A 20590-nucleotide genomic window follows, 5' to 3' on the forward strand; every position below is an offset into this window, starting at 1 on the left:
GGTCACAGGTAGGTGTGACAGGCTTCACTTTCTTGAGGGGCGCACATAGAAAAAGGGCGATAATATCGCCCTTACAAAGTTTGCTCAAAATGCGGCTATTTAGCTAATTAGCTGCACAATAATCATGATGATTAAAAGTGGGCAAATGTACTTCACATACCAAGGCCATACTTTCCAGAAAAGACTATTAGCTTGCACACCTTCTTGCTGACTAATCGCTGTTATTAACTGATTTCTGTTCCATACCCAACCTAAGTAGATAGCAATACCTAGGGCGATTAGTGGCTGTGCACGCTCAGTGGTTAGGGTGATCATAAAGCCGAATAGGCTGTCGAAATTAAACACCACAATCATAGATAGCGCTGCAATTAAGCTGCCTACAAGCAAAGTTGCTTTGTCGCGGCTTAAGGTAGTTTTCTCAACTAAGTAGCTGGTGGGCACCTCAACAATTGAGATAGCTGAAGTTAAACCGGCAATGGTCATTAAGATAAAGAACACAATCGCTAATAGGTATTGGCTCACACCGCCAATGGTGTCGAATAGTGCAGGCAGTACAGTAAACACTAAGGTGTCAGAGTTCAGTAAGCTGCCATCTTCTGCAAAAATTTGTACGCCGTTATGCTGCGCCACGTACATAGCTGGGATCACCATTAATGCCGCTAAAAATGCCACAGAGGTGTCGGTCAGGGTGACGTAGGCGGTTAGCTTAGCTAGGTCTTCTTTCTGGCTTAAGTAAGCGCCATAAACCATCATTGCCGCAGTACCAATGGTTAATGAGAAAAAGGTCTGTCCTAGCGCGCCAATCAATACATCAGCATCAAATACCCGAGAAAAGTCTGGTACTAGTAATACTTCTAAACCTTGCATAGCACCAGGTTGAGTCAAGATGTACACCACGCCAGCGACTAAGATTAATAACAGCATTGGCATTAGGCGTTTAGACCAGCGTTCGATCCCTTTTTGCACCCCTTGGCGGATCACTAAAATCACCATGGCGATAAAGATAAGGGTAAACACTAGATTGCGCGACAAACTAAAGTCCATTAACCAATTAGCCGCTTGTGTTTGGCCACTGATCTCGGCAATTGGCGCAATAGCAAAGCTAACAAACCAACCAGATAAAATACTGTAGAAAGTACAGATCAATGTGGCGGTAATGATAGAAATAAAGCCAATAGCCTTACCAATTTTTTTACTCAGCGGGGTGTTGGCGACTTTAGCCATAGCATCTGCAGGGTTGGTTTGGCCGTGGCGACCAATCATGAGTTCGGCCATTAACATTGGATAGCCGAGTACTAAGATCAGAAACAGATAAACCAGCAAGAAAGCACCGCCGCCATGAGTGGCAGCTTGAGTTGGGAAACCCCAAATATTACCTACGCCCACCGCAGAACCTGCCGCGGCCATAATAAAGCCTATTTTTGAGCTAAAGTGCCCTTGTTTTACTGTACTCATTGGAGCTCTCTTTCTGACTATCTTGATCAACTAAGAGCGCGCATATTAGTGGTTTAAAATACCGGGTCAACGCTTTTAAATTTCACTAAAATCTATTTAAAAGCTATATTTTCTTGTTTATAGCGTTATCTAGGATTAAAAAGTTCTTTAATATGATTTCGATTAGTGTTTTTCTGCGTAACGCTAGCTTTGTAAGTTGCTGTGCGCAATAAAATCATTATCGCTTTAAAGACAAAAATGCGAGCGAATGCACAAATTATAGTCGTAAAGAGTTACAACGGCTGGGATGGCGGCAGGTTCTGCCGCTGAACATACTTAGATTGAGATTTATACTTTGAGGAAATTTACAGGGGCAGCGGAATGCTGGTTTGATTTTTAACCTGTTTAAGCACAAAGCTTGAACGCACACCTGCGATATGATCATTGGTGGTGAGTTTATCGAGCAGGAACACTTTAAAGTGTTTCATATCGCTTACTAGCACTTTAATTTGGTAATCAGCATCGCTACCAGTAAGCAAACTACACTCTTGCACTTCATCGTAACTGCTAATTTTTTCTTCAAAGGCATCTAAGATTTCGGTGGAGTGTTTCTCTAAGCGGATCTGAATATATGCAGTAAGCGCCAGATTAAAATGTTCGGCGCTAAGCAGGGTAGCGTAGCCGCTAATATAACCAGACTCTTCCAGTGACTTTACCCTTCTTGAACAAGGAGATGGAGACAGCCCCACTTTTTCTGCTAATTCTTGATTGGACAATTTACCATGCTGTTGCATGAGTTTAAGTATGTGCAGGTCAATTTTGTCTAATTGCAATTCAGCCATCAACGGGCCTCGCTTTTTATTTATTTTATGGCAGGCAGAATACCGGAAATAAAGCTGAGCGCAAGTCAGCCTGCACCCTAGGCTAGCTAGGCTTTTATGTATTTTTGACTCTAGGTTCACGTCTGCTGGTGGTCGTGATTGTTTTGCTCAAAATGTCTGACCATTTTACGTAAGCAATCTGGGTAATATAAATACTTAATGCTGCGATTGCGCCACCTATTGCAGTTGATGCTAGCACATCTTGTGGCCAATGCATTCCCAGTAGCATGCGGCTAAATCCCATTACAAGTGCCCAGCTAAATAACAATACTGGCAGAGCGATATTGCCAGCCAGCAGTAAATAAAAGCTACCCACTAAAGCTAGGGTAACTGCAAATAGGGTGTGCCCTGATGGAAAGGCATAACCCACTTCGTGTTGCCAGTGACCTTTAATTGCATTGCTAAGCTTTAAGTCTGGTCGAGCAATATCAAGTTGATTGATAGCAACACCAATAATCTGCCTTTTTTCTGCTTTGTCATGCTGATAAAAATCATGAGTATTCAGTAAGTATTCTTGTTCTAGTAAAGCAGCATTGGGGCGAGGTTCGGCAAAGTGTGGCTTGAGAAAATGGTTAAGGCTTAATGTGGCTGCCATGCTAATTGAAACAGCTAAAACTAGTTTTAGAAATAGGGCGTTACTCATGCTGCGGTAGCAAACTGCCAGAATGACTAAGCCTGTGATAATGCCATAAGGGGCAGTGCCAGTACTTGTGAGCCAATAAAGCACCGTGGATAGCCAAGAGTCGAGAGCTATGCTGGGAAACAAACTGTTATTTGTAATGTAAATCGTGGCGGGAAATAAGATTAATACCGCCCAAGCAATGAGAGAAATGACTTTGCTGTGTTGAGGCGTTAATGGATTACGGTTATCAATGTCTAGGTTATTCAAAAAAGCCTCGGTGTGTTTGGGGAAATTGAAAAATACGATTAAAAGCCTATCTGTCAAAGCTGCTGCATTCTAGCCCTCGCGCATGAAGTCTAAATTAATCTTATTTTATCGAATACTTAATTGCTTGAAAGGCTTTAGCCATTTTGCAGGTCTACTGCAAAAAATAGGAGTCTTACATGCTAACAATAATAAAATCGTTCTCTGTCGCTCACAGTGTGGTGGTTGCACGCTTCTTGCTCGCGATCTTTTTGTTACTCACGGCAATGCCACGCTTTAGTGCCGCGGATGCCAGTTATTTTACTCAGCAATTAATGGAAGTTGGCTTGCCTGCGTTGCCTTGGCTTGCACCGATTTTAGGGGTTGTACAACTGCTGGTGGCGGTTGCATTGATTGTACCGCAGCAACGGTGGGCGCAAGTGCTGCTTTACCTGTACGCAAGTTTAGCCACAGTGCCATTACTGATGATGTTTACCCATCCGGTTTGGCTCGATAGTTTAGGTGGCTTTCCGGCAATTGGTGCTGGGCAAGGATTGATTAAGTACTTAGGCATTGTTGGCTTAGCCTTGTTTATCGGCTCGTTTTACAGCGGTAACAAAACGATTAACGAGCTTGCTACCAAGCTAATGTTAGCCGGAATTATACTAGTGATGCTGTGGATTGGCGGCATGAAGTTCACCCAATATGAGGCCGATGGTATTGAAAGTTTGATGCGCACCAGTCCGCTATTTAGTTGGATTTACGACTTGTTTAGCGTGCTGCACGGCTCTTATTTTATCGGTGTGATTGAATTGATTGCAGTTGCTGGTATCGCGTTACTGTCTTGGTCTAAAAATGCTTATATTGCTGGGCTCAGTATTGCTGCATTGACGTTTGCCGCCACGCAAACGTTTGTGATTAGCCTACCTGCATACGAAACCAGTATGGGCTTTGCAATGCTAACGGGTAGCGGCCAGTTTATCGTTAAAGATCTCGCTTTGCTGGCTTGTAGCATTATTTTGCTTGCTAAAGCATTAGAGGGAAGTACTAGCGAGGATTGTTAGCAGTTGTGCTTCAATAGCATAAATACAAAAAAGAGCAGCTAATATACTCAGTATTAGCTGCTCTTTTTGATTAAACTTACGAACTTGTTGGAACTAGTCTTCAGCGTTTAATTTAGCTTCAAGTGCATCAACTTGTGCTTGTAATGCTTCTAGCTTTTCACGGGTTTTAATTAAAACGTGTTGCTGCACTTCAAACTCTTCGCGAGATACCACATCTAATTTTTGAAGCTGGTTTTGCAGCACCTGCTTGCTGCGTTCTTCAAATTCGCCTGCAAATTGCTTTAATCCACTAGGAAGGTTTTCGCTTAATTGCTTAGCGACTTCTTCAATTTTTTTCGGGTTAATCATTGTTTGTATCCGCTCAAGTGCATAATGCTGTGTATGTTTTGATTGTACCTTAGGCTATCAGTATTGCCAAAATAATCACCATTGAGTGTGAATCAAAGCTCGATAAACCAATGCATAATAAAAAGCCTGCATTACTGCAGGCTTTTGCTTTGGTTTACAAGTTAAGCGTGGGAAGCTTTGTTCTCTTGCGTATTTAATGTTTCATCAAATACAGGAAGAGGTTCATGTTTTTCTGCCAAGTAGGTGTAAATTACTGGTAGAACGAACAGGGTAAATACGGTACCAATTGCTAGACCCGACACGATTACTAGGCCGATGTTAAAGCGCGCAACGGCACCTGCACCTGAAGCAAACAATAGTGGGATTAGACCCGCTATCATCGCCGCAGTGGTCATTAAGATTGGACGTAAGCGAATCGTCGCGGCGTGCTTAATGGCGTCCATTTTACTCAGGGCATTATGTAGCTGTTCTTCTTTGGCGACTTCACACATTAAAATACCGTGTTTGGTGATAAGGCCTACCAAGGTGATTAAACCGACCTGGGTATAGATGTTCATCGACGATAAACCAAACACATGGGTCCAGCCTAAGGCAACCAAAGCACCACTGATGGCGAGTGGCACAGACACCAAGATAACCAAAGGATCTTTAAGGCTTTCAAATTGACTCGCCAGTACCAAGAAGATAATAGCTAGGGCTAACGCAAAAGTAGCGTATAGCGCTGAACCTTCAGTGACGTATTGACGTGCTTCGCCTAAGAAGTCGTAGCTGTAACCTTTTGGTAGCTCGTTATCACCAATGTTTTTCAAAAATGCGATAGCGTCACCAATAGCAACACCTGGCGCCGCAACGCCACCCACGGTAATCGCATTCATCTGGTTGAAGTGCGGCAATGAGCGTGGCTCAGAGATGATCTCTACATCAACAAGGCTAGACAATGGAATAGAGCGGCCATCAGCTGCTGTTAGGTAGTAACCTGCTAATGCCTCTGGATTGGCGCGCAGTTTACGCTCAACTTGTGGGATCACCTCATAAGAGCGACCGTCCAAGTTAATGCGGTTTACGTAGCCATCGCTCATCATGGTAGTAAGGGTTAGACCGATATCTTGCATGGTAATGCCGTATGCACCTGCTACGTCACGTTTGATATGGATCTTCATCGAACCTGAGTCGAACTTTAAGTTTACCTCTGAATAAACGAATAGCGGGCTTTGCTGCACTTTCTCCAGCACACCAGAACCAATTTGAAATAAGCTCTCAAATGAACTTGAGCTAGTGATAACAAACTGGATAGGTAAACCACTTGAAGCGCCTGGTAGCTCAGGCATCTGGAAGGTGGTTACTGCCATGCCAGGTACGTTTTTCACTTCTTTACCAAAGAACTCCTGCATCTGCTTTTGGCTCTTGTCGCGTTCGCTCCAAGGCACGAGTGGCGCAATACCAAATGCTTGGTTAGCGTTAGGTACACCAACAAAGGCTAATGAAGCCGCAGCTTCTGGTTGAGCGCTGATCATGTCGGTGACTAATGTCATATTAGCTTGCACATAATCAAGGTTAGCGCTCGATGGTGCTGTACCCATCATCATTACCACGCTCTTATCTTCATTCGGTGCCAGTTCTGACGGAATAAAGCTAAATAAGATAGGCAAAGAAGCAAATACGATAAACGCAAAACCAATCACCACTGGGCGCTTATCAAGCACAGCGGTTAGCATGCGATTATAGCGGCTAGTTAACCCTTCTAAGAAGTTTTCAACGCCGCGCTCAAAACGGTTCGGCTCTGAGTGTGCTTTAAGGATTTTTGAGCACATCATAGGTGACAAAGTCAGTGCCACAATACCTGAGATAAATACGGCTCCAGCAAGGGTTAAGGCAAACTCTTTAAACAGTGAGCCGGTAATACCACCCATTAGTGCAATCGGCGCATATACCGCAGCAAGTGTAATGGTCATTGAGATCACCGGAACAGCAATTTCACGGGTACCAATAATCGCTGCTCTAAATGGCGTTTCACCTAGCTTGATATGTCTATCGACGTTTTCTACCACCACGATGGCGTCATCCACCACCAAACCAATGGCGAGTACCATTGCCAGTAGTGTCATCAGGTTGAGGGTAAAACCAAACATCTGCATGATAACGGCCACACCGACAAGCGATAGTGGAATAGTCACAATTGGAATGATGACCGCACGGAACGAACCTAGGAACAGAGTGATAACCACGATAACGATTAATGCTGCTTCGCCAATGGTCTTGATTACTTCGTTAATTGATTCGTCAATTGCCAGTGATGAGTCATAGAGCACACGAGCCTTCATTGAGATAGGCAAGTTACGTTCAATTTGCGGCATCATGGCTCTTGCATCTGCTGCTACAACCAGTGGGTTTGCTGTTGGCGTCACATCTAGGCCAACAACAACGGCTTCTTGGCCGTCAGCTAGCGCGCGGTATACATCATGGCTTTTCTCAAGGTTTACTGTCGCAATATCGCCAAGACGGATCACTAAACCATTCTTACTGCCAATGACTAACTTTTTAAGTTCTGCCACGGTCGCCACTTGAGTATCAGCGGTACCGTTTAACAGGGTAAAAGTATTGTTGGTTTGCCCCACTGCAGACTGGTAGTTATTTGCCTGGAGGACGTTCATCACATCAGTTGCTGATAGATTAAAGGCGCCCATACGAGCCGGATCTAACCATATACGCATGGCGTATTTAATACCGCCATAGAGGTTAACCTTAGCTACACCATCAATGGTGAATAGCTCTGGCTTGACCACACGCTCTAAATAATCGGTGATCTGGCTTGAGTTGATTTGATCACTATAAAACGAGATGTATAGCGCAGAAGTTTGCGCACCTGTCGACATCTCTACTGTTGGGTCTTCAGCCTCTTTTGGTAGCTGGGAACGCACCGAGTTTACCTTGGCCAGAATATCAGCCAAAGCACCATTAGGATCAGTGTTAAGCTTCATATACACAGAGATTTTAGAGCTACCTAAAAAGCTGTCTGACGTCATAAAGTCAACGTTGTCAGCTTGGGCTAGGGCTTGCTCTAAAGGTTGAGTAATAAAGCCTTGAATTAAATTTGAATCAGCACCGTAATAGCTGGTGGTTACCGTTACTACTGTATTGGTCATTTCAGGATATTCGCGTACTTGCATGCTTTTAAGTGCATAAAAGCCCAGTAGCAAAATCAGAAAGCTGATTGAGGCGGCAAGTACCGGCCTGCGGATAAATATATCAGTAAAGCGCATTGGCTAACCCTCCGCTTACAGCTGTGGCAATGTGGCTGGAGGGGTTAATGCATCATCCTCAGTCACTTTGACTTTACTGTTATTACTTAAGCGAACTTGGCCTGAGGTCACTACGCTATCACCTGCTTTAATATCACCGCTGACCAAGGCGTTGAGTTCATCACGCTCAAGTACGGTCACGTTGATTTGTTTGACGCGCTTAACCTGCTCGCCATTTTCAGTTTTCTCTTCGATTAGATAAACAGAGTCACCGTAAAGGGTGAAGCTAATAGCTGTTTGTGGCAGTACCACTTGCTGAGTTAGCTCAGGTAATTGAATGTCGACTTTGGCAAACATACCGCTACGTAGCTTAGCTTCAGTATTAGGGATCTGCGCTTGTACCTGGATTAGGCCACTTTGGTAAAACACCGCTGGTTCAATTGCTGAGATCACGCCTTCAAAAGGCTCGGTTGGGTAGGCATCAACATAAACATGTACTTTTTGGCCAGTCGCAATACGAGGTAACTGAGTTTGCGGAATGGTAAAGCGTATCTTCATAGTGCTGATATCTTCAAGGCGCACGATATCGGTACCCGATTGTAAATATTCACCTAAGTTGACGTTGCGAATACCGACTAAACCAGCAAATGGCGCTTTGATTTCACGGCGGTCAATGGTGGCACTTAAGCTTTCAATGTCAGCCATTAATGCTAGGTATTTAGATTGGCTGTTATCAAGATCTTGTTTCGATACAGAGTTTTGCTTGTAGAGTTTGCTTAAACGTTTAAAGTCAGCTTCAGCAGCGGGGAGCTGTACTTGTTTGCTTTTTAAGTTGGCCTTTTCAACTTTCGAATCAATTTCAACTAGCATCTGACCAGCGGTTACCGGACTACCGTTTTCAAATTTGATTGCGGATACCACACCTGAAAGCTCGTTGGCGATGGTGACGCCTTGATTTGGCTCGACAAAGCCAATGGCATTAATGGTTGGCTGCCAAGTGCTTTGTTTAACATCAATGGCTGTTACAGGAGCCACAGCTTCTGGCATATTGGCAATTGCATCGGCAATTTTTCCTTTAATAAACAGATTAAAGCCAATGACTGAGCCGAAAGCCAGTACTGCGATGATGATCATCACCAGGGTCCACTTTTTCATGTCCTGATAACTCCTTTAGTTTGTCGGTGTTGTTGGAATATAAATTGCTCGCCAGCATAGATCGCAAGCAAGCGTGATATCTTTTTCATCGTACTTAATAAGACCGCGTCGCATGGCGCGAGCCATTGTCATTGATGGCTCCATTGCTACCGCGTAGAGTGCGCGCGGGTGCAAAGGTTGAATACAACCTTGTGTTAGTCCCTCTTCAAATAGGCGATGCAAGGGTTCAAACAACTTCATTTCGAGGGCGCGAATTTCGTCGGTATTACTTTCTGGAAGGTGAGCGTATTGCTCGTAACTTAGATTAGCAGGCGAAGGCTGCTTACCGTAGTTATGCATCTTCATCCATATGCGTTTAAAGCGCTGCTCTAGAGTGCCGACATGGTGATCTTCTAAAATGGCACTCGCAACTTGAGCGAGCACATCTTTTCTAAGCTCTAAAATCAGATCGTCTTTGTCTTTGAAGTAGCGATAAATGGTGCCTGCGGCAACGCCTGCTTCTTTAGCAACAAGCTGCATCGACAAGCCTTGAATACCACCCGAAGCGATAATTTTTTCTGCTGCGCGCAGTATTAGATTACGTTTGCTGTGCATAATAAGATCTAAAGTGAATGAACGTTCATTCATTAAGTGTAGTGTTTGTATAAATTAATGGCAAGTAGTCTGACGGATGAATATGTCGTTTTTGAGTCTTACTAAATGATAAATATAGAAGAAAAATTTTGACTGCGAGATAGTGTCGATAACTTTTCCGTTCGCATCGGCGTTTCTGCTATCATTCGTCTTTTAATGCCTTCCTCAATATCTTGGTTTTAACGTATCCATGAAGCTCAATCCCGGACAAAATGATGCCGTTCACTATGTAAGCGGCCCTTGCTTAGTACTTGCGGGTGCTGGCAGTGGCAAGACCCGAGTAATTATTAATAAGATTGCTTACTTGGTGGAAAAGTGTGGCTATAAAGCGCGCAATATTGCTGCGGTAACCTTCACTAACAAAGCTGCACGCGAGATGAAAGAGCGTGTGTCGCAGTCTATGGGGCGCAAAGAAGCGCGTGGGCTATGGATTTCGACTTTCCATACGTTAGGGCTTGAGATCATTAAGCGTGAACATAAGGTGGTTGGCTTAAAGCCTGGCTTTTCACTGTTTGACGACCAAGATACCTTAGCTTTGCTTAAAGAGCTTACCCAAGATGAGCTTGATGAAGATAAAGATCTGCTAAGGCTGCTAGCGACCACCATTTCAAACTGGAAAGGTGATTTGGTGATCCCTGCTCAAGCAAGAAAGATTGCAAAAGATGAGCAGCAACAGCTGTTCGCCTTGTTATATCAGCGCTATGCCCAGCATATGAAGGCTTATAATGCGCTGGATTTTGATGATTTGATCTTGCTGCCAACATTATTACTTCGTCAAAATGAAGAAGTAAGAACCCGTTGGCAAACCCGCATTCAATATATGCTGGTGGATGAATATCAAGACACCAATACCAGCCAATATGAGATGGTAAAATTGCTGGTGGGTGAGCGTGCACGCTTTACCGTGGTAGGTGATGACGACCAATCTATTTATTCTTGGCGTGGGGCAAAACCGCAAAACCTTGTATTGCTTGGTAAAGATTTCCCTAAGTTAAAATTGATTAAGTTGGAGCAGAACTACCGCTCGAGTCAGCGTATTTTGCGCGCTGCCAACATTTTGATTGCCAATAACCCGCACGTGTATGAAAAAGCGCTATTCAGTGAGCTGGCTTACGGTGAGCCTATTCGGGTGTTAATTGCTGCCAACGAAGAGCAAGAAGCAGAGCGTGTGGTGGCCGAGATGATCCGCCATAAATTCGTAGGCCGCACTAGCTACGGTGATTACGCGATTTTGTATCGCGGTAACCATCAGTCTCGCTTGCTTGAAAGAGCGTTAATGACTAACCGTATTCCCTATAAGCTTAGCGGTGGCACGTCTTTCTTTGGTCGTGCAGAGATTAAAGACATCATGGCTTATTTGCGTTTAATCGTGAACCCGGATGACGATAATGCCTTTTTGCGCATCGTTAACTTACCTAAGCGTGGTATCGGTCCGGCAACACTTGAGCGTTTAGGTAACTTTGCTAATAAAAAGCAGATCTCCATGTTTGCCGCCATCTTTGAAGCGGATTTAAACCATGAGTTACCGCCCGCGGCGATGGCGAGCCTGTATAAGTTTGGCCGTTTTGTGGTTGAAACGGGTGATTTAGCAGAGCGTGGCGATCCAGTTGATGCGGTAAAGCAGTTAATTCGTAACATTAACTACGAAGACTACCTGTACGAAACCAGTACCAGTGCCAAAGCGGCAGAAATGCGCATGAAGAACATTTCTGAACTATATCGCTGGGTGACTGAAATGTTGCAAGGTGACGACTTAGATGAAGGTATGACGCTGCCAGAAGTGGTCACTCGTTTAACGCTGCGCGACATGATGGAGCGCAATAGCGAAGACGAGGGCGGCGATCAGGTGCAGCTAATGACCTTGCACGCTTCTAAAGGTTTGGAGTTCCCATATGTGTTTATGGTGGGCGCTGAAGAGCGGATTTTGCCGCATCAAAGTAGTATTGATGAAGATAACGTAGATGAAGAGCGGCGCTTAGCTTATGTGGGTATTACCCGCGCGCAAAAAGAGCTGTGGTTTGTTATTTGCCGCGAACGTCGTCAGTTTGGTGAAACTATCCGTTGTGAGCCGAGTCGTTTCTTAATGGAACTGCCGCAAGATGATTTGATCTGGGAAAACCGTAAGCCTGTGCAAAGTGCTGAGCAAATGCAGCAGTCAGGGCGTTCAAATATCGCGAACTTAAGAGATATGTTTAAGAATAAATAGCTACAGGTTATTTTAAAGCGTGTGTATAGAGGCGCTATGCACACGCTTGATTAACGATTTTATCCGTTTTTACTTCGGCAGAGCATTCAATAACCTCGCCCAGCACAATCCCTTGGCCAACCTCAAAACCTATATTTTGCAGCACTTGTTGTTGCGACGCGGAATTAACTCCTACAGCAAATACTGCTATTTCCATCGCCTGAGCGGCACTAAAATAAGCTTTTACCAGTTTTAGATGTTGGCTATTTTCAAGGTGGCTACAATAGCTAGAGTCGAGTTTCAGCGCATCTATGGGTAAAAATGTCAGACTGCTAATCGCACTGTGAGCACTGCCATAACCTTCAATACCGAGTTTTACGTTTAGTGGGCTTAAGCTTTCAAAAGCACAAATGTGATTATTGGTGTTTTGGACAAAGGCCTTTTCATTGAAAAATAGCGTGGCTTTACTACTATCAAACTGAAATTGCTTAAGTCTGTTTTTAAAGGCGCGTAACGCATATTTATGATTAAGATGCTGGCTTGAGATTGATAAATGAAGTTTTAACTCATTACCATAAATGCTTTGCATTGTATGAAAGCTGTTATTGACCATCTCAAGCATATAGTTATCAAGTTCAATGATCATATTGCAGTGTTCGGCAATATTATTTAGCTTATCTTGCTTTATTTTGCCTAGCGTCGGGTGATGCCAAAACAGCCTTGGCTCAAGCGCGACAACTTTTTCAGTGTTTAACGCCATTATCGGCAGGTAGCTAATTTGTAGTTGCTTGTCACTTATTGCCGATTTGAGCTCGTTCTCAAGTTTTATATCGGTGATTTGTTGCTTATTAACGTCATTATTGAAAATCACAAAGCAGCCTTTGCCTTGTGACTTAGCTTGATACATGGCGGTGTCTGCATCACGTAAAATCGACTCGCTAGTGTCGGAGCGGTTTTGGCCGCTCATGGAAATTCCGATACTACCACTTGAGTTAAACTGCTGGTTTGCGAGTTGATAAGGTCTAGATAGCTCAGCCAATACTCTTTCCGCAACATCTTCAGCATCTTGAGAGTCACTAATCGAATCAAGCAAGATAACAAACTCATCGCCCCCGAGTCTGGCAAGCATATCGTTGCTTCTAATACATAGCTTTAGGCGTTTAGCGGTTTCAATTAAAAATCTATCCCCTTCCAAGTGGCCTAAGGTATCGTTGAGTAGCTTGAAGCGGTCCATATCGATAAATAATACTGCGAATCGATTTAGAGTATGGCGGCGCACATGCTTAATAGCTTGAGTTAAGCGCTCCATAAACATTGAACGATTTGGTAAGCCAGTTAAATTATCGTGCTTAGCATCGTGGACTAACTGACGTTCAATACGTTTACGTTGGCTGATCTCTTTTTCTAAGTCGTTATTGGCATCGGCTAGCGCTTGGGTGCGCTGGTTTACTTTATCTTCTAGTTGTTCATAACTGAGCTTGAGCGATTCAGCTGAAAGCTTTTTCTCGATTGCTGTGGCTATATGCTGTGAAACGAAAGTCAGTAGCTCGAGATCCTTCTCTTGGTAATTTTGGCTAAAGCTATAGCTGTATATGGTTAATGCACCGCGAACCTGGCCGTGGATAAATAATGGCACAGCAACCCACTGATTGATCTCTTTAGTGTCGTTTAGCTCTGGCGCAGCTTTATAGAGCTCACCAGATGCGATAAGCGCGTTAATATCGGCTTTTTCGAGTAATCGTGGCTTATGGTTAAGCAAAATATATTCGGTAAGGCCATCACTTAATGGGCGCGACTTTGGCGGCTCTAGATCAAACTGAGATACGAAGTAAGGGAAGGTTAGCGTGTTACGCTGTTCATTTAATAGCGAAATAAAACAATTGTTCACCGGCAGAAGGTGGCTAATCACCCGGTGGATCTCGCTGTAAAACTGTTGATTGTCGATATTAGAGTTAGCTAGGTCTGCAATTTCAAACAACGACTTTTGTAGGCGTTCGGCGCGGCGACGTTCATAAACTTCTTGTTTAAGCTTGTTATAGGCGATGCTCAGTTCTTTAGTGCGAGTGTCAATTGCTTGCTCAAGTTGCTCTTGGTTATCTAAACGCTGAATCACACCTGAAATGTGGTGGCTAATAAAGTTCATTAACTCTATTTCTATTTCTGAATAAACAACATTCGGGCTGTAGCTTTGAAATACCAATACGCCTATCGTTTGGTCGGCACTTTTTATTGGTGTGCCTATCCATTGTTGGCAAGTACTACCGCGTAGGCTAATGGCTTTTGACTTGACTAGCTGCTGATATGTTTGGTCATTGCAGATCAATGTTTGCTCTGTTCTGAGCACGTAGCCAGTTAATCCGCTATATAGGGTTTCAGATAAATCTTCATCTGGGTAGCAATCGTCTGGATGGGCATCTTTCTCATCGAGAAAAAAAGGCACTTCAAGTTTGCCGTTGCTGGAGTTTAGCGTTGCAATAAAAAAGTTGTCGGCCGGGATCAGTTCATTGACTGACTTATGCAGTGATGAATAGAATTCTTTTGGTGTGGTAACACTTGCTGCGAAGTTAGAGATCTCTAACAAAGCGTTCTGTGTTATTTCCGCTCGTTTATACTTAACAGCCAGTGCTTTTAAGCGAGCAATCCTTTTATGTAACCTCAGCGTGGTTTTTGACTGAGATGTTTCTTCCCTAAACATGGTGTTCCGCCAATCGCTATTGTTTTAATTTGATTAGGATTTGGACTAATCCATATTGATAGCATGAAAACTGAGCTCATCCAAGTCATAATTTTGACACTGAGTGACAAAAAAGTGTACAAACAACTCAAATCTTGAGCGAACGCACACTAAATCAGTAAAAAAAGCAAAACAAGTGTAGACGGCAGGGCAATTTGGACCTACTATATGCCCCGCTAACAAGGCAAGGCACCCATAGCTCAGCTGGATAGAGCGCACCCCTCCGGAGGGTGAGGCCGAGGGTTCGAATCCTTCTGGGTGCACCAGAATGGAAACGGGGCTTGTTAGTAGGAAATATCAGTGGTGATTGTAGCTCAGTTGGTAGAGTCCCGGATTGTGATTCCGGTTGTCGTGGGTTCGAACCCCATCAGTCACCCCATTTTCCTAACGCTTTAAATGTTGTAAAGACTCGGTGATTAGCGCAGCCCGGTAGCGCATCTGGTTTGGGACCAGAGGGTCAGAGGTTCGAATCCTCTATCACCGACCACATTTTTAAATAGCGAGTTTACTCGATATTTAGCAAGTTAAGTAAGACAAAAGATTTTCGGTGATTAGCGCAGCCCGGTAGCGCATCTGGTTTGGGACCAGAGGGTCAGAGGTTCGAATCCTCTATCACCGACCACTTTTCGAAAAGCCTCTTGAGAAATCAAGAGGCTTTTTTCGTTATATTTGCTAGGAAAGAGCTGGAATCCTCGCTCTTTTGTCATGCGACCACTTTTACATGAAGCCTCTAGAGAAATCTAGAGGCTTTTTTGTACCTAAAAATTGGCAAAGGATTCGAATCCTCTCTTTTTATTAAACCGTGGCCGACCACTTTTCGAAAACCCCCTTGAGAAATTAAGGGGCTTTTTTCGTTTATATTTGCTATGAAAGAGCTGGAATCCTCACTCTTTTGTCATGCGACCACTTTTACATAAAGCCTTTCGAGAAATCGAGAGGCTTTTTTGTATCTGTCATATATCGCCACGGATTCGAACCCTCTCTTTTTATTAAACCGTAGCCGACCACTTTTCGAAAAGCCCCTTGAGAAATCAAGGGGCTTTTTTCGTTTATATTTGCTAGGAAAGAGCTGGAATCCTCACTCTTTTGTCATGCGACCACTTTTACATGAAGCCTTTCGAGAAATCGGGAGGCTTTTTTGTATCTAAGAACTGGCAAAGGATTCGAGTCCGCTTTCTTTATGGAGCATAGCTGGCCACTTTTTCGAAAGTCCTTTGGGAAATAGATAGGATTGAGAGTCTAGTGAGTCTGGATTAGAGAAATTACTAATAGCTTGGTCAATCGAGTATCGATAAAAAAGCCCCTTGATGAACAAGAGGCTTTGTTGTGGCTATTTTGAGCAGTGTTGAACTAGTCTACGTCAACGGGCGGCGAAATATAGCCCATGTATGCATTGGTTTTTAATGGTGTAAAGCGAGCTAATTGCTCTTGCTCTTCTACACCGGTAACAATTACCTCAACATCTAAACCTTTAGCAACGTTAATCAGCGCGCGGCATAACTCACTGCTGTGTTCGCTTTCATCGTAGTAAGCAAATGATTGGTCGAGCTTTACATAGCTCGGACGTAGGTTTTGTAAGTAAGACATTGAGCCAAATTGGCGGCCGAAATGGTCGATACCAAAGTGCGAACCGTTGTCTCTAATAATGGCGCAAAGTGCCTGACACGCTTCAGGGTCACTATATACAGCAGCTTCAGGAATATCGAAGCACAGTCTTTCTCTAAGCGCTGATGAGCGTAAAAACTTATTAAGCCATTGATGGAATTCAGTATCGCCCATACTTTGATACGTTAAGTTCACTGCAATAGGCTCAAAATTTCGCTCGAGTAATTGCTTATTGTGTAGACTTTCAATTAAGCATTTATCTAACAAGGTACCTAAAGAAAGCAACTCAACATATGGCATAAACTGTCCAGCTTGAACCATCTTGTTGTGAATTTCTAATTGGCAATACAGTTCTCTTTGCAAGATTGAGTTTGAGTCATTGAGCAATATGGGTTGCCACTTAAATTTGAATTTACCTTCAGTAATGGCTGCACTTAAATGCTCACGCCATTGTTCTCGGGTAAATAGTTGCTTTTCATTGCTCTCAAACCAGTGGAAAACTTGATTGCCTTGAATCGCTTTTTGCAGCGCGTTGTCAGCTTGTGCAAGAATGTCAGTAACTGACATTTGTCCTATACGTTCAGCGATACCTATTGCGAAACCTTCGTTGGGTTTACAACCTGCTTTTGACATCTCCTGATTAATCGTACGGATCAGTGTTTGCAGGTATTTGCTCGTTTGATCATGCTCTGAGCTTGTAATTAAGAAAGCGAATTCGTACGCAGCAATACGGGCAATCACTGATCCGGTTACACCATCTAAGTGCTGCTTCATTTTATCTGATAGTAATTTGATGGTCTCGTCGCGAACTTGATAACCGTATTTACTGTGTACTTCTTCAAGCCAGTCAAACTTAGCCATCATCAGTGCACCACTTTTAGGTTCGCTTAACCAGCTGTTAAGACGTCCCATCATATATTGGCGGTTTGGCAAACCAGAAACTTGGTCAACCAGGTTTTTCTTTCTTAATTCGCCGACTTCTTCATCGAGAGAATTGAAGATTTGTTTGAGCTGCTCTGACATGCTGTTGAATGCAAGCACGACTGACTTGAGTTCTACGGTTTTAGGCACTGTCATATCGGGGCCGAATTTGCGGTTAGCCACTTCTTTAGCATGCTCGGCGATCTCGTGGAGAGGTTTTAAAATCCAAGTTAAACCTATGCGCGCAAAAATGATGGCAATAAGAAACAATATTGAAAATACCAAGATGGCATTGGTCATGGTGCGCCAGAGCTCATGGTAACCAAACCCTGGGTGGGCGGTAACTTCAAGACGTGCAAGCTGGATCCAACCTGAAGTAATAGTGCTTTCTCGCTTAATTGTTTTGAAGAGCCCTAGATCAATAAACCACTGTGGCACACCCTCAATTGTCATAGGGTTTTGCCATACTTGTTGTTTACCATCTACTAACCAGGTGAGTTTTACCTGTTGGTAGTAACCTCCTTCAAAAATGACATTAATCAGTGTTTCGGCACCGACTATGTCACCCGCCTCAAGATCAGGTACCAGCATAATTCCCAGCGAGTTACTGGTATTATTAAGGTCTGACTCCATTTGCTTGGTTAGAAAGCTCTGTGTTTCAGTAAACTGCACATAGCTTAAGCTTGCTACAACCAGCAAAAAGAGTACAAATAGTAATGTGTATATCTGTCGAAACAGTGTCATCTTGTTTACTACTCCAGTTTTATCTTGGGTTGGTTGAGTCGCTCAACACCCAAACGGTGCTTCAGGTCATTCCATTTCGCTAGCTTAGATGAAGAGCCAGCTAGAACACCTCGTCCTTTTTCTTTATTTAACCAAAGCTGTCGACCATTAAAACTGTAAACAGGTAATAGATCAGTTCTTTGGGTCGCCGGTTTTATTTGCTTATCAAGATTATCTAAAACGAGAGGGATAGAAGAGGGGGTTTCATAATACGCCAACACCATATGGTACTGATTGACACTAGTGGCTTTGACCATAGTGATACGTAATTTATCTTCTGAAACACCGAGTTGGAGCAGGGTAAAATACTTGGCGATTGAAAAGTCTTCACAATCACCACCGCTAACTCCGATAAACTCCATGGGCGTTGCCCAATAATTCTTATTTCCCCAAAGCTTTATATCGTCGACAAAATGAAATAGGTTGAAAAAATTATTCACCATTAGGATTTTGTCGCTATCTTGCAAGTCCTTTGCATCATCTAAAATTTTAAACCAAGCTCTAATTCTTTTACCCGCACGTTCACCATACTGTGACTCAATCGTTTGGGTTATATGAACTGAATCGAGCTGTTTTAACGGAGCAGCATAAAGACAGGAGACAGACACAGCTAAAACCGTCAATTTAAATTGGCAGACTTTTTGTAATTTTTTTAATTTATAAAGCCGGCCAATCATGATGCTCCGTTATAACTCCTATTTTACTTCTTCGTCTACGGTATAAATATGCCACTTCATGTCGGCTGTTGTGTCATCACCAGTTAGTTCAGCGATTACTCGACGGTTAACTTTGTGAGCCGCAGCAGTGTGCGTAGAGTCGATAGGTCTATCGAAGCTATAACCTATAGCACTGAGCCTATCAGAATCAATACCAAAGCGTTCAGAAAGCAAAGAACTCACTGCATTAGCTCGATTTTTCGATAAGATTTGATTGTGCTCATGGGTGCCAGTTTTACTACAATGCCCCTCAATAACAGCTTGAGTGTTTGGAAATTCGCGCATAAAAGTAGCGATAACTTCCACTTGAGAGTAATACACAGGATCGATGTAGTATGAGTCGTTGGCGAAGAGGATTTTTAACTCTTGGCGCTCATTAATAGGCTTAATTTGCCCGCAACCGTAATTATCAATGCTGGCACCTAATACTGTGTCAGTGCAGCGTTCTCTAGCAACGATTACACCATCATGGTCTATGTCACTTAGGTCATTAACTTGTACAGTAGGTTCGTCCATTGTTGCTATATCACGCATTGAGCAGCCGCCCAGTATGGCGATGCTTAATAGAATTAGTAAGGTTCTCATTGTGGGACTCCTCCTTCATAGTCTCGCTCACCTTGCCAAACATCAGGTCTGGTCACACGTAAAGAATCAAGTAATTGGCCAGTGGCGTTAAGTACGCGGTATTGGGCAATAATTTCATCGTACTCAGATTCTAAATAGTCTTTTCGAGCTTCAAAAAGCTCATTTTCGGTATCGAGTAAATCCAATAAGCTACGTTGGCCCAAATTAAATTGCTGACTGTAGGCAACTTGGGTGTCTTTGGCTGCAATAACGTGGTCGCGAATATACATTTTTTGCGGTGTAAGCAGCTCGTAGGCATTCCACGCTAAATTTGCACCTTCAACGACTTGTCTGTGAGCACGTTGGCGGATCTCTTTGGCTTCGCCAATCTTGTATGCCGCTTCCTTTTCGCGGGCGAGATCGCGACCACCTGAGAATAAGTTGTACTTTAACCGAACCATAGCAACGAGATCGTTATTGTGTCCGCCAACATCTCGTTGGAAGGTGCCAGTTCCAGAAATACCATCTTCACCATCAAGATTATTGTTCCAGTTACCATCAAGTTCTAGAGTCAATTTTGGATAATAGTTTGATTGGGCTGAATCTTTTTCGTTTTCAGCTGCATTGATGTCGCTAGAAGCTGATTTAAGAATTGGATGATTTTCTTGGGCTAAGATTATGCTGGTACTGAGATCGGCCGGAAGCATATCTGCATCAGGAACCGGTACAATCATATCTTCCGGCTCTTGCTCTACCACACGAATGAACTGCGATTTAGCATCGTAAAAGTTATTACGGGCAGAAATGACATTGGCATTTGCTCGAGCTAAACGGCCGGTAATTTGCGATAAATCAGCTGTTGAGCCTAGACCAGAGTCTGTGCGTTGCTTAATTTGATCATAAATCTCTTTATGGCTTTCAAGATTTTTCTCGGCTAACACGAGCACTTGCTCGCTACGAATGTAATTAATATAAACATTGACTACATCGAGTGCCATATCTTCAGCTGCGGCAAATAGCGCCCATTGCTCTGCACTCGCTTCAAAACTATAGCGGTCAACTTCACTGCTGGTATAAAAACCATCAAACAGCATTTGTTTGATACTAAAACCAGCTTCGCCACGCTCAAGTTCAATTACGCCTTTATCGTCCACTTCACCTTGCCCTGCACGACGTCTGGTAGATGGACTATTTGTTTGCTCCCAGCCATAACCAGCGTTGATATCAACAGTTGGCATATAACCAGCTATCGCTTGATTAACTTGTTCTTCACGGGCTTTAAAGCGGTTAAAAGCGATGCGTATTTCTGGATTGGTATCCAAAGTGTGTGCAACAGCCTGCTCTAGTGTTTGGCTATAAGCGGTAGCCGGTATTATCAGCGTGCTAATCGCTAGTGCAAGTGCACTGCGTTTGAGCTGCCGTATTTTACTGCTATCCATTGTTAACCCCTCCTGGTCTTTTTA

14 protein-coding genes and 4 tRNA genes are annotated in these 20590 nt (G+C 43.5%); 6 read left to right on the plus strand and 12 right to left on the minus strand.

The window, feature by feature from the left end; genetic code table 11:
- Window positions 1-99: 99 nt before the first annotated feature.
- The 3 genes from MSG37_RS20715 to MSG37_RS20725 form a co-directional block, all read right to left on the minus strand.
- Window positions 100-1455: a sodium-dependent transporter gene (locus tag MSG37_RS20715; protein ID WP_248472632.1), complete on the minus strand. Its 1356-nt coding sequence runs from the start codon at window positions 1453-1455 to the stop codon at window positions 100-102.
- A 344-nt stretch (window positions 1456-1799) separates the two neighbouring features.
- Complete coding sequence (locus tag MSG37_RS20720) at window positions 1800-2276, minus strand: Lrp/AsnC family transcriptional regulator (protein WP_248472634.1); 477 nt, start codon at window positions 2274-2276, stop codon at window positions 1800-1802.
- A gap of 94 nt (window positions 2277-2370) precedes the next feature.
- A complete protein-coding gene (locus MSG37_RS20725) occupies window positions 2371-3204 on the minus strand; it encodes a phosphatase PAP2 family protein (protein ID WP_248472636.1) in 834 nt (277 codons plus the stop codon).
- Window positions 3205-3380: 176 nt separating this feature from the next.
- Here MSG37_RS20725 and MSG37_RS20730 point away from each other — a divergent pair, with 176 nt between their 5' ends.
- Window positions 3381-4244, plus strand: coding sequence for a DUF417 family protein (locus tag MSG37_RS20730; RefSeq protein ID WP_248472638.1), 864 nt, complete (start codon window positions 3381-3383; stop codon window positions 4242-4244).
- Between the two features lie 93 nt (window positions 4245-4337).
- On the opposite strand, the gene MSG37_RS20735 is transcribed toward MSG37_RS20730, so the two are convergent.
- The 4 genes from MSG37_RS20735 to MSG37_RS20750 all read right to left on the minus strand — a co-directional run bounded on the left by MSG37_RS20735 (window position 4338) and on the right by MSG37_RS20750 (window position 9613).
- On the minus strand, window positions 4338-4592 hold the full coding sequence (locus MSG37_RS20735) for an accessory factor UbiK family protein (protein WP_028767932.1): 255 nt from the start codon (window positions 4590-4592) through the stop codon (window positions 4338-4340).
- Between the two features lie 161 nt (window positions 4593-4753).
- Window positions 4754-7852 (minus strand): multidrug efflux RND transporter permease subunit, encoded by a 3099-nt coding sequence (locus MSG37_RS20740; RefSeq protein WP_248472640.1) that lies wholly within the window; start codon window positions 7850-7852, stop codon window positions 4754-4756.
- A gap of 15 nt (window positions 7853-7867) precedes the next feature.
- Window positions 7868-8986, minus strand: coding sequence for an efflux RND transporter periplasmic adaptor subunit (locus MSG37_RS20745; RefSeq protein ID WP_248472641.1), 1119 nt, complete (start codon window positions 8984-8986; stop codon window positions 7868-7870).
- A gap of 15 nt (window positions 8987-9001) precedes the next feature.
- On the minus strand, window positions 9002-9613 hold the full coding sequence (locus MSG37_RS20750; protein ID WP_248472643.1) for a TetR/AcrR family transcriptional regulator: 612 nt from the start codon (window positions 9611-9613) through the stop codon (window positions 9002-9004).
- Window positions 9614-9809: 196 nt separating this feature from the next.
- Between MSG37_RS20750 and rep the strand changes: the two genes are divergently transcribed.
- The gene (gene rep, locus MSG37_RS20755; RefSeq protein WP_248472645.1) at window positions 9810-11825 is read left to right on the plus strand and encodes a DNA helicase Rep; all 2016 of its coding nucleotides are present in this window, start codon (window positions 9810-9812) and stop codon (window positions 11823-11825) included.
- Between the two features lie 34 nt (window positions 11826-11859).
- Here rep and MSG37_RS20760 read toward each other — a convergent pair whose 3' ends face one another.
- A complete protein-coding gene (locus MSG37_RS20760; protein ID WP_248472647.1) occupies window positions 11860-14499 on the minus strand; it encodes a diguanylate cyclase in 2640 nt (879 codons plus the stop codon).
- 228 nt (window positions 14500-14727) lie between these two features.
- Here MSG37_RS20760 and MSG37_RS20765 point away from each other — a divergent pair.
- From MSG37_RS20765 to MSG37_RS20780, 4 genes are all read left to right on the plus strand, one after another.
- Window positions 14728-14804, plus strand: a tRNA-Arg gene (locus MSG37_RS20765).
- A gap of 37 nt (window positions 14805-14841) precedes the next feature.
- Window positions 14842-14917 (plus strand) — tRNA-His (locus tag MSG37_RS20770).
- 31 nt (window positions 14918-14948) lie between these two features.
- Window positions 14949-15025: transfer RNA gene (locus MSG37_RS20775), tRNA-Pro, on the plus strand.
- 58 nt (window positions 15026-15083) lie between these two features.
- Window positions 15084-15160: transfer RNA gene (locus MSG37_RS20780), tRNA-Pro, on the plus strand.
- 728 nt (window positions 15161-15888) lie between these two features.
- Here MSG37_RS20780 and MSG37_RS20785 read toward each other — a convergent pair.
- The 4 genes from MSG37_RS20785 to MSG37_RS20800 are packed head-to-tail and all read right to left on the minus strand — an operon-like array spanning window position 15889 to window position 20566.
- Entirely contained in the window at window positions 15889-17808 is a 1920-nt protein-coding gene (locus tag MSG37_RS20785) for an EAL domain-containing protein (RefSeq protein WP_248472649.1), read from the minus strand.
- 8 nt (window positions 17809-17816) lie between these two features.
- Window positions 17817-18524 carry a transglutaminase-like cysteine peptidase gene (locus MSG37_RS20790; protein ID WP_248472651.1) on the minus strand — a complete coding sequence of 236 codons (708 nt, stop codon included), beginning with the start codon at window positions 18522-18524 and terminating at the stop codon, window positions 17817-17819.
- A gap of 18 nt (window positions 18525-18542) precedes the next feature.
- Window positions 18543-19148, minus strand: coding sequence for an OmpA family protein (locus MSG37_RS20795; RefSeq protein WP_248472653.1), 606 nt, complete (start codon window positions 19146-19148; stop codon window positions 18543-18545).
- Window positions 19145-20566: a TolC family outer membrane protein gene (locus tag MSG37_RS20800; protein WP_248472654.1), complete on the minus strand. Its 1422-nt coding sequence runs from the start codon at window positions 20564-20566 to the stop codon at window positions 19145-19147. Before MSG37_RS20800 ends, MSG37_RS20795 begins: the two co-directional genes overlap by 4 nt.
- Between the last annotated feature and the right edge of the window lie 24 nt (window positions 20567-20590).

It is taken from the genome of Shewanella sp. 1CM18E, assembly GCF_023161665.1.
Taxonomy (GTDB): Bacteria; Pseudomonadota; Gammaproteobacteria; order Enterobacterales; family Shewanellaceae; genus Shewanella.